At 65.0% G+C, this 13,738-nt stretch carries 15 protein-coding genes; 11 read left to right on the top strand and 4 right to left on the bottom strand.

The features are described 5' to 3' along the window. Positions 1–6 precede the first annotated feature (6 nt). Genes cobJ through cobG form a run of 4 tightly spaced genes read right to left on the bottom strand, consistent with a single transcriptional unit; the run spans position 7 to position 4,367 of the window. Entirely contained in the window at positions 7–1,704 is a 1,698-nt protein-coding gene (gene cobJ, locus GV819_RS25075; protein WP_161758734.1) for a precorrin-3B C(17)-methyltransferase, read from the bottom strand. Continuing rightward, positions 1,704–2,435 (bottom strand): precorrin-2 C(20)-methyltransferase, encoded by a 732-nt coding sequence (locus GV819_RS25080; RefSeq protein WP_161758810.1) that lies wholly within the window; start codon positions 2,433–2,435, stop codon positions 1,704–1,706. Before GV819_RS25080 ends, cobJ begins: the two co-directional genes overlap by 1 nt. Then, on the bottom strand, positions 2,435–3,061 hold the full coding sequence (locus tag GV819_RS25085; RefSeq protein WP_161758735.1) for a precorrin-8X methylmutase: 627 nt from the start codon (positions 3,059–3,061) through the stop codon (positions 2,435–2,437). Before GV819_RS25085 ends, GV819_RS25080 begins: the two co-directional genes overlap by 1 nt. Beyond that, entirely contained in the window at positions 3,054–4,367 is a 1,314-nt protein-coding gene (gene cobG / locus GV819_RS25090) for a precorrin-3B synthase (RefSeq protein WP_161758736.1), read from the bottom strand. The genes GV819_RS25085 and cobG overlap by 8 nt, the downstream gene beginning before the upstream one ends. Between cobG and GV819_RS25095 the strand changes: the two genes are divergently transcribed. The 11 genes from GV819_RS25095 (at position 4,360) to GV819_RS25145 (ending at position 13,641) form a co-directional block, all read left to right on the top strand. Next, positions 4,360–4,506 carry a hypothetical protein gene (locus GV819_RS25095; RefSeq protein WP_161758737.1) on the top strand — a complete coding sequence of 49 codons (147 nt, stop codon included), beginning with the start codon at positions 4,360–4,362 and terminating at the stop codon, positions 4,504–4,506. The genes cobG and GV819_RS25095 overlap by 8 nt on opposite strands. Continuing rightward, complete coding sequence (cbiE, locus tag GV819_RS25100; RefSeq protein WP_161758738.1) at positions 4,506–5,720, top strand: precorrin-6y C5,15-methyltransferase (decarboxylating) subunit CbiE; 1,215 nt, start codon at positions 4,506–4,508, stop codon at positions 5,718–5,720. The genes GV819_RS25095 and cbiE overlap by 1 nt, the downstream gene beginning before the upstream one ends. A gap of 93 nt (positions 5,721–5,813) precedes the next feature. Further along, positions 5,814–6,911 carry a cobalt-precorrin-5B (C(1))-methyltransferase gene (locus GV819_RS25105; RefSeq protein ID WP_161758739.1) on the top strand — a complete coding sequence of 366 codons (1,098 nt, stop codon included), beginning with the start codon at positions 5,814–5,816 and terminating at the stop codon, positions 6,909–6,911. Further along, on the top strand, positions 6,908–7,636 hold the full coding sequence (locus tag GV819_RS25110) for a cobalt-precorrin-6A reductase (RefSeq protein WP_161758740.1): 729 nt from the start codon (positions 6,908–6,910) through the stop codon (positions 7,634–7,636). The genes GV819_RS25105 and GV819_RS25110 overlap by 4 nt, the downstream gene beginning before the upstream one ends. A gap of 151 nt (positions 7,637–7,787) precedes the next feature. Then, positions 7,788–8,123: a type II toxin-antitoxin system RelE/ParE family toxin gene (locus tag GV819_RS25115; protein WP_178126084.1), complete on the top strand. Its 336-nt coding sequence runs from the start codon at positions 7,788–7,790 to the stop codon at positions 8,121–8,123. A gap of 3 nt (positions 8,124–8,126) precedes the next feature. After that, positions 8,127–8,417: an addiction module antidote protein gene (locus GV819_RS25120; RefSeq protein ID WP_161758741.1), complete on the top strand. Its 291-nt coding sequence runs from the start codon at positions 8,127–8,129 to the stop codon at positions 8,415–8,417. Positions 8,418–8,517: 100 nt separating this feature from the next. Continuing rightward, positions 8,518–8,916, top strand: coding sequence for a DUF2946 domain-containing protein (locus GV819_RS25125; protein ID WP_161758742.1), 399 nt, complete (start codon positions 8,518–8,520; stop codon positions 8,914–8,916). A gap of 49 nt (positions 8,917–8,965) precedes the next feature. Beyond that, positions 8,966–9,460, top strand: a complete 495-nt coding sequence (locus tag GV819_RS25130) for a copper chaperone PCu(A)C (protein ID WP_161758743.1) — start codon at positions 8,966–8,968, stop codon at positions 9,458–9,460. Between the two features lie 34 nt (positions 9,461–9,494). Further along, positions 9,495–9,926 (top strand): DUF2946 domain-containing protein, encoded by a 432-nt coding sequence (locus tag GV819_RS25135; protein ID WP_178126088.1) that lies wholly within the window; start codon positions 9,495–9,497, stop codon positions 9,924–9,926. 88 nt (positions 9,927–10,014) lie between these two features. Continuing rightward, positions 10,015–12,147, top strand: a complete 2,133-nt coding sequence (locus GV819_RS25140) for a TonB-dependent copper receptor (protein ID WP_161758745.1) — start codon at positions 10,015–10,017, stop codon at positions 12,145–12,147. 111 nt (positions 12,148–12,258) lie between these two features. Further along, complete coding sequence (locus tag GV819_RS25145; protein ID WP_161758746.1) at positions 12,259–13,641, top strand: PepSY-associated TM helix domain-containing protein; 1,383 nt, start codon at positions 12,259–12,261, stop codon at positions 13,639–13,641. Positions 13,642–13,738: the final 97 nt, after the last annotated feature.

Consider the following 13,738-nt stretch of genomic DNA (forward strand, 5'->3'; position numbering starts at 1 on the left):
CTGAGTTCAGGGCTTCTGGCCGTACCAGCGCGGCGTGTATACCCACTCGCCGCCTTCTGCGCGTGGAAACACACAGGTGGTGGACGAGCCCACCAGCACCATGGTGCGCATATCCACTTGCTCCGGAGTCAACTCGCCCAGGGTGATCACCCGCAGGGTCTGCCCCGGACGGCCGATATCGCGCCCCAGCACCACCGGGGTTTGCGGCGTCCGATGCTGGCGCACGATTTCCAGGGCCCGCCCCAGTTGCCACGGCCGGGAGCGGGAGATCGGGTTATAGAAGGCCAGGGCCAGGTCAGCCTGGGATGCCAGGTCCAAACGTTTCTCGATGATCTCCCAGGGCTTGAGGTTGTCCGACAGCGACAGCACGCAGAAGTCGTGCCCCAAAGGCGCACCGGCCTGTGCAGCGGTGGCCAGGGAGGCGGAGACACCGGGGAGCATTTCCAGGTCGACGTTGTGCCAAGCCGGGTCGCTGGACTCGTGCAGCGCTTCCAGTACCGCAGCGGCCATGGCGAATACGCCCGGGTCACCGGACGACACCACCACCACTGAGCGGCCTTGAGCCGCCAGTTCAAAGGCATGCCGCGCGCGCTGCATTTCTTCGCGGTTGTCGGTGCAGTGCATGACCTGATCGGCGCGGAACGGGCCAGCCATGCGCACGTAGGTTTCGTAGCCGAGGATATCGTTGGCCCGGGCCAGTTCGGCCTTGACCGCTGGCACCATCAACTCCGCAGCCCCAGGGCCGAGACCGATCACCGCGAGGCGGCCACGCGGACGGCCGATCTGCTCGGGGTCCAGAGGCTGGCTGGCCACGGCAATAGCGATGTCGTCGCTCACGCTGAGGGCCGGCAGCAGTTGTGGCACGGCCTGTTGTGCCAGTTCCACAACGCTGCCCGGCGCCGAGGAAAAACGCAGGGGCACGCCCAGTTCAGCAGCGGCTTGATGCAGGGTGCGGTTGGCCATGTCGCTATCAGGGGCCAGCAAGCAAGCGAGGGATTGCACGGCAATTGTCTTCTGATGCAAGGCATCGCGCAGCGCATCGGCGCCGGTCAGTTTGCCGTTGCAGGCAATCAGCACACTGCGCGGGTAGATCAGCAGCTCATTGGCCGCAGCTTCACGCTCAGCGGAGCCGACGCGGATGGTCAGGCGTGCTTGCTGGTCTTGCGGCAACTTGGCTTGCGCCAGCCACGGTGCAGCGCCTTCGATGCGCACGCTTTCGCCGCCCAGCAGGTCGGAAACAAAGCGTTTGCCCAGTTCCAGATCGCCCAGGGCATAGCCACTCGGCGGGTTCAACAGGCAGGTGCCAAAGCGCAGTTCACCGCTGGTGGTGATGGCCGCCGCCACCCCCAGGCCCGCGGCGATTTCCCGGGCCATGAGGTTGACGCCGCCCAAGCCGCCGAGCAGTGGCACCACGGCACTGCCGTCTTCGGCCACCGCCAGTACCGGCGGCTCGGCGCCTTTTTCCAGCAGCAGCGGCGCCAGGGTACGGATGACGATGCCCGCCGCACACAGGGCAATGATCGGCGTGTCCTGTTGGTACAACTGGCGCAGGGTCGCACCAAATTCGGCGTAGACCCGGTCCGCGCCTTCGACCCGCTCCGCCAGGCCGTAAATCAGCGCATCGGGATACAGCTGCTGGATCTGACGCGCGGTATTCAGGCTGCCTTGGCCAAGGATCACGATGGCCGGAATCAAACGGGCCATCAGCCTTGCCACCTTTCGCCGGGAACGATGATCAGCGAGAAGTACGGCGAAGACATCGGCTCCACCTCATCCAGGGGCACGATCTTCTGGTTGGCCATGGTCGCACGCTCGACATACAACGCTCGCTGCGCCAGACCCAGCTCCTGCAGTACCTGGCGCACCTTGGGGAAGTTGCGCCCCAGTTTCATCACCACCGCCGCATCGGCATCCGCCAGGCGCCGCTTGAGCTCGTCATGGGGCAGCACACCGGAGAGCACCGACAGGCTCTGGTTGCGATACACCAACGGTGCGCCCAGTACCGAGGCACCACCAAGCATCGAACACACGCCCGGCACTACTTCGGCCTGATAGCGCTCGGCCAGGCGGTCATGCAGGTACATGTAGGAACCGTAGAAGAACGGGTCACCTTCACAGATCACCGCCACATCGCGGCCGGCGTCCAGGTGTACCGCCAATGCCTCGCTGGCACTGTCGTAGAAATCGCTGATTATCTGTTCATAGGACAGCGGCGCCTCCAGCACTTCGGTGGTCACCGGATACACCAGCGGCATCAAGGTCTGGGCTTGTTGCAGGTGCGCCTCGATGATACCGAAGGCGTTGCCCTTTTTGCCCTTGGCGACGAAATACGCCACCACTGGCGACTCACGCAGCAGGCGCAGGGCTTTGACAGTAATCAGTTCCGGGTCACCGGGGCCGACGCCGAGGCCGATCAAACGTCCAGGTTGCTGCATCATTCGATCTCCGTGGCCAGGGCATTGACGGCGGCGGCGGCCATGGCGCTGCCACCGAGGCGACCCTGCATGATCACGAAGGGCACGCCCCGGCTGTCCGCAGCGAGCATCGCCTTGGATTCGGCGGCGCCGACAAAACCCACCGGGAAGCCGAGGATCAGTGCGGGTTTCGGTGCCCCGGCATCGAGCATTTCCAACAGGTAGAACAACGCGGTGGGGGCGTTGCCGATCACCACCACGCTGCCTTCCAGGTGCGGGCGCCACAGCTCCAGGGCCGCCGCCGAGCGGGTGTTGCCCAGCTCCCGGGCCAGCTCCGGCACGCTGTCGTCGCGCAGGGTGCAGATCACCTGATTGTGGGCGGGCAAACGCGCCCGCGTGATGCCTTCGCAGACCATCCGCGCATCGCAGAGGATCGGTGCACCGGCGGCCAGGGCATCGCGCCCGGCCTTGCCTGCGCCTGCCGAGAACTGCAGGCCGTCGATGGCCTCGACCATGCCGCAGGCGTGGATCACGCGCACCGCGAGTTTTTCCAGGTCGGCAGGGATGCGATCGAGCCTGGCTTCTTCGCGGATGATCGCGAAGGAGTTGCGATAGATCTCCTGACCGTCGCGGATGTAATCAATCATCAAGGTGACTCCGTGGGCGGGCTTCAAGTACAGCCTCTGCCGCTTCAATAGAAAGGTTACGTGCGTGCAACGTGCCGAAACCCGGCTGCGCGGCATCGCGAAAATAAACGTCATAGCGCCCGGGGGCCACGGCCAGCAAGGTGGCCGCAGCCACATGGGCGGCAGCACAGGAGCGCGAACAGGCCGACAGGTGCACATCCAGGCAGCGGCCGTGACGTTGCAGCAAGGCTGCCAGCCTGACGGCATCACCCTTGGTCTCGGCCAGGGCCTTGCCGCAACCGTTGGAACCGGTGCAGGCAATCAGATGGGCCAAGGCCTGCCCAGGGCTGCACAGCAGGCCCAGTTGACTCAGCTGCGCAGTGACTGCCGGAGCGTCCGCCAGGGCAATGAAGGGCAGCAGCAGGCTCTGCCAGGGGGTGAAACGCAGGCTGGCGTCGCCGTAACGCTGCGCCAACTGCGCGACGCCCTTGAGCACGTCGGGGTCGAGGCGTCCCAAGGGCGTGACCGCGCCGACATACACCCGCCCGCTGTCGCTCTGTGGATAAGTTCCCAGGTGCAGGCCTTCGGCGGCGGCCGGGCGCTGCCAGCCATCGATGTTCAGCAAGGGACGACTCAAACGCTGATCCAGCAGCGCGACAAAATCGCTCACCGGCATTTGCGCCAGCAAATGACGCATGCGCGTCTGCTCGGGCAGGGCCTGTTCGAGGAACAGTTCGAGCACCGCCACCAGCAGCTCGTGGCCCTGCTCCAGCGGCACCGCGGCTACAGGTTTATCCACAGGGCAACCGGCCAAGCCAAAGGCCAGCAGCAATTGTCCGTCGCGCTCAAGGGCCGCCAGCCACAGATCGTGGTGATGCTCGAGCATGGCCAGGGCCTCGCCGCCGTCGAGTTGCACGGCAAACTTGGCCGACAACTCGTGGAAGCGCGGATGGCTCTGCAAGGTCTCGAGGATCTGCCCGGCCAGGGGCCGGGTGTCCAGCAGCCGCAGCGGGTCAATGCCGGCGCTGGGGCTGAGCATCAGGTTGCGCACATCGTCGCCGGCGGCGGAGGTCGGTCCCAGGCCGGCCGCCAGCAGTTTGGCGATCAACGCCTGATGCTCCGCACCAATGCCGCGAATCTGCAGGTTGGCGCGATTGGTGGCCTCGATCACCCCGCCGGCATAAGCCTGCGCTGCTTCGGCCACCGCCAGCGCCTGGGTCGCGCTGATGGCCCCGCCCGCCAGCTTGATCCGGCAGATGCCACCGTCCAGCGCCGGGACGATGCGCAGCAACCCCGGGCAAGCCGAGGGACGGATGGCAGTGGACATCGAGCGTTCGTTCAAAGGGGTGGCCGGCAGTGTGGGAAAAGCGCTTCGTCAGCGAAGGCGCGGTATTATGCCTGCTTTGTCCGAAGGCATGAAAAGCCTGCCTGTCGGAACATCAGGTTTTATGTTCGAGGAAAAGTGATGTCGCCCTGGCTGACAGTAGTGGGAATCGGTGAAGACGGCTTCAAGGGCCTGGGCAGGAATGCCCGTCACGCCCTGCTGAGGGCCTCGCGGATCGTCGGCGGCCAGCGCCAGCTGGATCTGCTGCCGGCGTGCATCCGTGGCGAGCGCCAGCTGTGGCCCAGCCCGTTTTCACTGGAGCCGGTACTGAGCCAGCGGGGCACAGCAGTCTGCGTGCTGGCCAGCGGCGACCCGATGCTGTTCGGCGTCGGTGCCAGCCTGGCGCGGCAACTGCCGGCGCATGAACTGCAGGTGCTGCCCTTCCCTTCCGCTTATTCCCTGGCCGCCGCGCGCTTGGGCTGGCCGCTGCAGGAAGTGGTCACCCTGTCGGTGGTGGCGCGGCCAATCGCCGCGCTCAATACCCAGCTGTTCAGCGGCGTACGCCTGGTGGTGCTGAGCAATGACGGCCACAGCCCGGCGGCCATCGCCGGTCTGCTGCGTGAACGCGGCTTCGGCCCGAGCCGGATCAGTGTGCTGGAGCACCTGGGAGGGCCACTGGAGCGACGGGTAGATGGCACTGCCAATGACTGGAGCGATCCACCGATTGCCGACCTGAACCTGCTGGCCATCGAATGCCGGGCCGAGCCCAATACGCTGCGTCTGTCGCGCCTGGCCGGCCTGCCTGACTCAGCCTTTCAGCACGACGGCCAACTGACCAAGCGCGACGTGCGCGCCATCACCCTGGCGCGCCTGGCTCCGGTGCCCGGTGAATTGCTCTGGGATGTGGGGGCCGGCAGCGGCTCCATCGGCATCGAATGGATGCGCGCGCACCCTAGCTGCCGAGCCCTGGCCATCGAGGCCGACACTGGCCGCCAACAGTTGATCGAACACAACCGCGAAGTGCTTGGAGTGCCCGGACTGCAACTGATTCGCGGCAGCGCACCCCAGGCCCTGGTCGGGCTGGAGCGTCCGGACGCGGTGTTCATCGGCGGCGGCGTGACCCGTGACGGCGTACTGCAGGCCTGCTGGGAACAACTCAAGCCTGGCGGACGCCTGGTGGCCAATGCGGTGACCCTGCAAAGCGAAATGACCTTGATGGACTGGCGTGGCCGGCACGGCGGTGAACTGACCCGCATCCATATCGCCCAGGCCCAGCCCCTGGGGGAATTCGACACCTGGCGCCAAGCCTTGCCGATCACCCTGCTGGACCTGCAAAAAACCCAGGAATTGCCATGACCCTGGTAGCCGCGGGCTTGCCTGCGAACGCGTCCTCGTGCGGGTGCGCAAACGCTTGTTCACGGGCACGCTCGCCCTTGCAGGGTGTGCGCTATGCGTGAGGAAACGGCTGAGCAGCCCACGCCCCTGCGCAGTGGCCTGACCACCGGCAGTTGCGCCACCGCCACCAGCCTGGCCGCTGCTCGCCTGCTGTTGGCGGGCGTCAACGCGGATGCGGTGGATATCGTCCTGCCCAAGGGCAAGCAGGTACAGATGCGCCTGGAGTTCTGCCGCCACACCGTAGACGGCGCCGAAGCCGGAACCCTCAAGGACGCCGGCGACGATCCGGATGTTACCCACGGCGCCCTGCTGTACTCCCAGGTGTGCCTGACCCGCGAACCGGGAATTCGCTTCGTCGCAGGCTCAGGGGTCGGCACCGTGACCCGCCCCGGCCTGGTCCTGGCAGTGGGCGAGCCGGCGATCAATCCGGTACCGCGGCGGATGATCAGCGAGCATCTGCAGCGACTCGCCGAGGAGCAAGCCTACGCCGGCGGCTTCGAAGTCACGGTGAATGTCGAGGGCGGTGAAGCCCTGGCCCTGAAAACCATGAACCCGCGCCTGGGGATTCTCGGTGGGTTGTCGATCCTGGGCACCAGCGGCATTGTCCGGCCCTTCTCCTGCGCAGCCTATATCGCTTCGATCCACCAAGGCATCGATGTGGCCAAGACCAATGGCTACCAGCACATCGCCGCCTGCACCGGCAACGCCAGTGAGGACACCATGCGCCGGGTCTATGGGCTGCCGGAAATCGCCCTGATCGAAATGGGCGATTTTGTCGGCGCAGTGCTCAAGCACCTGCGCAAAGTGCCGGTGGCCAAACTCAGCCTGTGTGGTGGCTTCGGCAAGATCAGCAAGCTGGCGGCCGGGCACATGGACCTGCACAGCCGCCACTCCAGCATCGACTTGCCACAACTGGCGCAATGGGCTGCTGAAGTGGGCGCCGATCCGGCCCTGCAACAGGCCATCCGCGAGGCCAACACCAGCCAGCAGGCGCTGGCCATGGCCAGCGCTGCCGGGGTCGCCCTGGGCAACGCGGTGTGCCAGCACGCCCTGGACTTCGCCCGCAGCGTGGTGCCGTCCCAGGTCCAGGTGGAAGTCTTCGCCATCGATCGCCAGGGCGGCATCGTCGGCCACGCTGGAGCGTTGCAATGACCCGCATCCTGTTGTTGGGCGGGGTCACCGAGGCCTTGGCCATCGCCCGCACCCTGGGTCCGCAACATATCTACAGCCTGGCCGGCGTCGGCCGGGTGCCCAGCGACCTGGCCTGCCAGGTGCGGGTCGGCGGTTACGGCGGGGCCGAGGGCCTGGCAGGCTTTATTCGCGAGCAACGGATCAGCCTGTTGCTGGACGCCACTCACCCCTATGCCGCGCAGATCAGCGCCAATGCCGTGGCCGCTGCAACGCTCAGCGGCGTGCCCTGCTGGGCCCTGCGGCGCCCCGCCTGGCAACCCCAGGCGGGCGATGACTGGCGTGAAGTAGCCGACTGGTCACACCTGGTACAGGCCCTGCAGCCATTCAAGCGCCCCCTGTTCACCCTCGGCCGCGAACCCTTGCAGCACCTGGATGAAATCCCTCCCGAACAGTTCTGGACCCTGCGCGCCCTGGAGGCGTACCCCGGCAACCCGCGCTGTGAAGTGATTGGTGCCCGCGGGCCGTTCCTGATCGCGGAGGAGCGCGAACTGTTCGAGCGTCGGCAAATCGATGTGCTGATCAGCAAGAACAGCGGCAGCAGCGCCACCGAGCCCAAGCTGGAAGTGGCTCGCGAACGCGGGGTACCGGTCCTGGTGCTCAAGCGCCCCGACCTGCCCGAGGTCGACCGCAGCTTTGCCAGCGTGACCGAGGTCCTGGCCGCCCTGAGTCAACTGGCCTACGCCTGACAGACAAAGACGTCGTACCCCACACACTCTTGGGAAACCCCTGGCAGCGACTGGCCCGGCAATATTTTAGCCTCCTTGGAAAGGTTCAGCAGCGACCGCACCCGCTACAGGTCCGGTCGTCGCTCCACTGCGTTTAAGTCTGGCGAATGACTTGCCAGCTCGTATCCCAAGGAATACAGTCGCCACGTTCATCTTTGAGCAGACTCAGGAGTTCACCCGCTGGCTTGTACGTCTGAAAGCCCCCCAAGGAAAAACCCGCGTGCTGGCCCGGATCAGGGCTGCACAACTGGGCCGGTTCGGCGACTGTGAACCCGTGGGTGAAGGTGTTCATGAGATGCGCATTCATCGCGGCCCGGGTTATCGGGTGTACTTTACGCGCCGCGCCCAGACGATCTACCTGTTGTTGATAGGTGGCGACAAAGCCACCCAAAGTCGCGATATCCAACGGGCCAGGCAGCTGGCTCACGACCTCAAGAGCGAGGGCTGAAACATGCGTACCCCAGTGAGCCGCTTCGACGCGGCAGAGTATCTCAAGACCCCTGAAGACATGGTCGCCTACCTCGACGCCTGCTTCGAGGAAGACAGCGGCGATGGCGTACTGATCCGCGCCGCACTCAACGACATCGCCCGAGCCCGGGGCATGACCCAGGTCGCACGTGACACCGGCCTGGGCCGCGAGAGCCTGTACAAGGCCCTGGGCAGCCAGGGCAATCCCGAGTTCGCAACGATCATCAAGGTCATGAAGGCCCTGGGGCTGAAGCTCCACGTCAGCCCTGCCTGAGCCGGCACTGCGACACCACACCGCACACGGTGTTTTTTTACTTATCCACAGCGATCAGGCTAAATACCCGCCTGATCGCTCAACCGACGGATCGTCCATCATGTCCCGACAACGGCTCGCATTTGCCTGGATCGCCTGCTTCGCAGTGCTGTTCAACATGCTTACCATGCCGCTTTCCGGGGCCATGCAGCGCACTGGCCAAGGGCTGGACGAACAACTGCTGTGGGGCAGTTTCTGCTCGGCCAGCGGCACCAAGCTGGTGGCCATTTCCCTGGGCAAGCTTGAGCAGAATGCGCCACAGAATGACGACCACTCGAACATGCAGCACTGCTGGTGCTGCTCCGGCTCGGCCCCTCTGGTGGCCTTGCCCGGCCATCCGCCCCAGCTGAATTTCGTTCGCTTCGCCGCCCTGCCCGGCGCCCCGCAACCGAAGATCGAAATGCTCACGCTGCGCCAGCAATGGCCGAGCCTGAACCCTGGTGCCCCACCTCTGGCATGATTCCCTTTCGCAAGTGATCTGCGTTTTTGAATCGTTCTGGAGAACCGCCATGTTGAAACCGTCCCTGGTCAAGCAATCCCTGCTGCTGGCCGCGTTGCTGCTGCCTGCCTGTTTCGCCACCGCCCATGACTACAAGGCCGGCGAGTTGCAAATCGCCCACCCCTGGTCCCAGGAGCTGCCGCCGAACGCGCCGACCGTTGCGGCCTACTTCGTGGTGCACAACCCGGGCAAGAATGCCGACACCCTGCTCAGCGTCGACTCCCCGATTGCCGGCAGGGCCGAGCTGCATGAGCACGTCATGCAAGGCGACCTGATGAAGATGCAACAAGTGGACAAGGTTGCCGTACCTGCCAACGGCGAAGTGAAGTTCGCCCCCATGGGCTACCACGTGATGCTGATGGAGCTTAAGGACCGCAGCCTGCTCACCGATGGCAAGCGCTTCCCACTGACCCTGCACTTCGAGAAGTCCGGTGAGGTGACCGTCGAAGTGGCAGTGCAGAAGCAAGCGTCAGAGACCACGCCAGAGCATAAGCACGCCCAGTAAGTACTGACCGGCCTCTACCGTGAACGCCCCGCGTATGCCTGGCGTCAGGTGCCCCGTGCCGCGTCGAGACTCGCTCCGAGTCCGCCGCGGCAGCTGGCTCAGCCTGTTCGCCATGTTGATGATCTTTATCGGCCCGCTGATTTCCCAGTCGATGCCGATGGATCACGCGATGCCGATGAACATGTCCGTTGCGATGGACATGGGCGACAGTGCGCCCGGCTGTCACGGTGAAGCCCCGCAGCACTCGGAACACGGCAAGTCCCAGGGCGAGCAGCATGTGCTCTGGGAGAAATGCGGCTACTGCAGCCTGCTGTTCAACTGCCCGGCGCTGCCCTCGAGCCTGTCGTTCGCAGCCCTGTCGGCGCCCCCTACCCAGTCTTTCCTGATCCCCGCCACGCGCCTGGGCCACGCCCGGCAGACCGTGTTCCCCGGCGCACTGACCCGCGCCCCACCGATCATCGCCTGAGTCCCCCGCTCAACTCACACGGCCGGCTGTCATCGCGACAACCGCGTATTCGCGGCCGTGTCATTCAAGACCGATCGATGGAACATCTATGTTTTCTGCTAATACTCGCCTGGGCGTTGCCCTGCCTTCCAAGTCCTTTGCCCTGAGCCCTTCGCGCCAGGGTTTCAACCGTGCCCTCGCCGTGTTCTGCGGCGTGTTGCTGACCCCCCTGGCCCTGGCCGACGACGCCCCGACGGACCATTCCCAACACATCAACGAACTGAGCCCGACGGTGATCACCGCCATCGCCCCCAGCTCGCCCCTGACCGTGGTCACCAACCCCAAGGACCCGCGCCAGCCGGTCCCGGCCAGTGACGGCGGCGACTACCTGAAGACCATCCCCGGCTTCGCCCTGGTGCGCAACGGCGGTACCAACGGCGACCCGGTGCTGCGGGGCATGTTCGGCTCACGGCTGAATATCCTGACCAACGGCGGCATGATGCTCGGCGCCTGCCCGGGTCGCATGGACGCCCCGACGTCCTACATTTCACCAGAAACCTACGACAAGCTGACGGTGATCAAGGGACCGCAGACTGTGCTCTGGGGCCCAGGTGCCTCCGCCGGCACGGTGCTCTTCGAGCGTGAGCCGGAGCACTTCGGCGAGCTCGGGACCCGAGTCAACGCCAGCCTGCTGGCCGGTTCCAACGGGCGCTTCGACAAGACCCTGGACGCCGCCGCTGGCGGGCCCCTGGGTTATGTGCGGGTGATCGGCAACACCGCACATTCCGACGACTACAAGGATGGCAACAACGACACCGTGGCCTCGCGCTACGACAAGTGGAACGGTGACGTGGCCCTGGGCTGGACCCCGGACGCCGACACCCTGCTGGAGCTCACTGCCGGCAAGGGCGATGGCGAAGCCCGCTACGCTGGCCGCGGCATGGACGGCTCGCAGTTCAAGCGCGAAAGCCTGGGCCTGCGCTTCGAGAAATCCAACCTCGGCGAGGTGCTGGACAAGGTCGAGGCCCAGGTCTACTACAACTACGCCGACCACGTGATGGACAACTACAGCCTGCGCACTCCGTCCGGCACCGGGAAGATGGCCGGCCCCATGGCCTCCAACGTCGACCGTCGCACCCTCGGCGCGCGGATCAAGGCCACCTGGCGCTGGGCCGATGTACAGCTGATCAGCGGCATGGATGCGCAGACCAGCGAGCATCGCAACCGCGCCAGCAGCGGCATCGATACCTACAAGCAACTGCCACGGACCAAGGACGCCGACTTCCACAATTATGGCGTCTTCAGCGAACTGACCTGGTACGCCGCAGAACGGGATCGCCTGATCACCGGCGCCCGGGTCGACCGCGCCTCGGCCAAGGACTACCGCCAGAACATCGGCTCGGGAATGATGAGCCGCCCCAACCCCACCGCAGGCGACACCCGCGCCGACACCCTGCCCAGCGGTTTCGTGCGTTACGAGCATGACTTGGCCGACAGCCCGACCACGGTCTATGCCGGCATCGGCCACACCCAGCGCTTCCCCGACTACTGGGAGCTGTTCTCACCGAAGATGGGCCCGGCCGGCTCGGTGAATGCGTTTGATTCGATCAAGCCGGAAAAAACCACCCAACTGGACTTCGGCCTGCAATACCAGACCGCCGACCTGGAGGCCTGGGCCTCGGGCTACATCGGCCAGGTACGCGACTACATCCTGTTCGACTACCGAACCGCAATGATGGGCATGACCATGTCCAAGGCCGAAAACATCAACGCGCGAATCATGGGCGGCGAACTGGGCGCGGCCTACAAACTGACCTCCAACTGGAAAGCCGACGCGACCCTGGCCTATGCCTGGGGCAAGAACAGCAGCGATGGCAAGGCCCTGCCGCAGATGCCGCCACTGGATGCGCGCTTCGGCCTGACCTACAGCGAGGACAACTGGAGCGCCGGCGCCTTGTGGCGAGTGGTGGCAGCACAGAACCGGGTCGACCTGAACAAGGGCAACGTGGTCGGCAAGGACTTCGGCAAGAGCGGCGGCTTCGGGGTGTTCTCCCTCAACGGTGCCTACCGGATCAACAAGAACCTCAAGGTCAGCACCGGCGTCGACAACCTGTTCGGCAAGGCTTACGCCGAGCACTTGAACCTGGCGGGCAACGCCGGCTTCGGCTACCCGGCCAATGACCCACAGGCCATCAATGAACCGGGGCGCACGCTCTGGACCAAGGTCGACCTGAGCTTCTGAACATCCTTCGCCGGCCAGCCGGCTCCTGCACCCAGGAGTCGGCTGGCCGGTGAACAGGCGGTAACAACCGCCCCATAAAAACAGATCCATTGCCCTGCGGAGCGTTCCCTGATGAATCGACCCAAAGTGTCTTTCTACAACCTGGCCTGGCGCTGGCATTTCTACGCCGGGCTGTTCGTCGCCCCCTTCATGGTGATGCTGGCCCTGACCGGTATCGTCTACCTGTTCAAGCCGCAACTGGATCCGCTGATGTACGGCAGCCTGCTCAAAGTCCCCGCCGGGCATCACAGCCTCAGCGCCGATGAGTTGCTGCAACGGGTGCAATCGGCCTATCCCAAGGGCCAGGTCAAACAGTACCTGCCACCCATCGACGCCGAGCGCAGTGCCCAGTTCGTGGTGCAGGACGCGGGCCACGAGCTCAACGTGTTCATCGATCCCTACCACGGGGACGTGCTCGGCGAGCAGGATGCCAAGCGCAACCTGCAGGCTGTGGCCCGGGCCATTCATGGCGAACTGATGATGGGTACCGTCGGTGATCGGCTGGTGGAACTGGCCGCGGGCTGGGGCATCGTCCTGGTGGTCTCCGGCCTGTACCTGTGGTGGCCCCGGGGCCAATCCTCGGCGGGGGTGCTGTGGCCGCGCTTCAATGCTCGCGGCCGCCTGTTCTGGCGCGACCTGCACAGCGTGCTGGGTTTCTGGGGCGCCGCCTTCCTGCTGCTGATGCTGCTGAGCGGCATGACCTGGACCGGCGTCTGGGGCAAGCAGTATGCCGATCTGTGGAACCGCTTCCCGGTGGCGATGTGGAACAACGTGCCAACCTCCAACCAGCAAGCCGGAGAGCTCAACAGCGCAACCCGTCAGACTGTGCCCTGGGCCTTGGAAAACACCCCGATGCCGCTCTCCGGCGACCACGCCGAACACATGGCACACAACGCCGCGGATGCGGCACCGGCAGCACCGGGCATCAGCCTGCAGGCGGTCCAGGATATCGCCCACCAGCGCCAGGTGGAGCCGGGCTACAGCATCACCCTGCCGACCACCGCGATCGGGGTGTTCACCATCGCCGTATTCGCCGATGACCCACGCAACGACGCCACCTTGCATGTCGACCAATACACCGGCAAGGTCCTCGCCGATGTGCGCTGGCAGCACTACAGCAACGTGGCCCGGGCCACCGAAATGGGAGTGATGCTGCATGAGGGCAAGATGTTCGGCCGCGTCAACCAGATCATCGTGCTGGTGGTGTGCCTGATGATCCTGCTCAGTGCCGTGAGCGGCATCGTCATGTGGTGGAAGCGTCGTCCTCAAGGTCGACTCGGCGTCCCGCCGCTGCGCCACGATCTGCCACAGTGGAAAACCGCGATGCTGATCATGGCTCTGCTAGCCCTGGTCTTCCCGTTGGTGGGGGCTTCATTGATCGCGGTATGGCTGCTGGATCGGCTGCTGCTCTCACGCTTCAACCGTGGGCCTGAATCTGCCTCATCTTCAACATGAAGCAGCTGAGATGCGCGTTCTAGAGAGGTCTGTACAATTTCGGCGCTTAAGCCGCGCACAGTTATAATGTTACTTTATAACACTTAAGTGTAAGATC

Origin of the sequence: Pseudomonas sp. Fl5BN2, assembly GCF_009908205.1 — a bacterium.
Taxonomy (GTDB): domain Bacteria; phylum Pseudomonadota; class Gammaproteobacteria; order Pseudomonadales; family Pseudomonadaceae; genus Aquipseudomonas.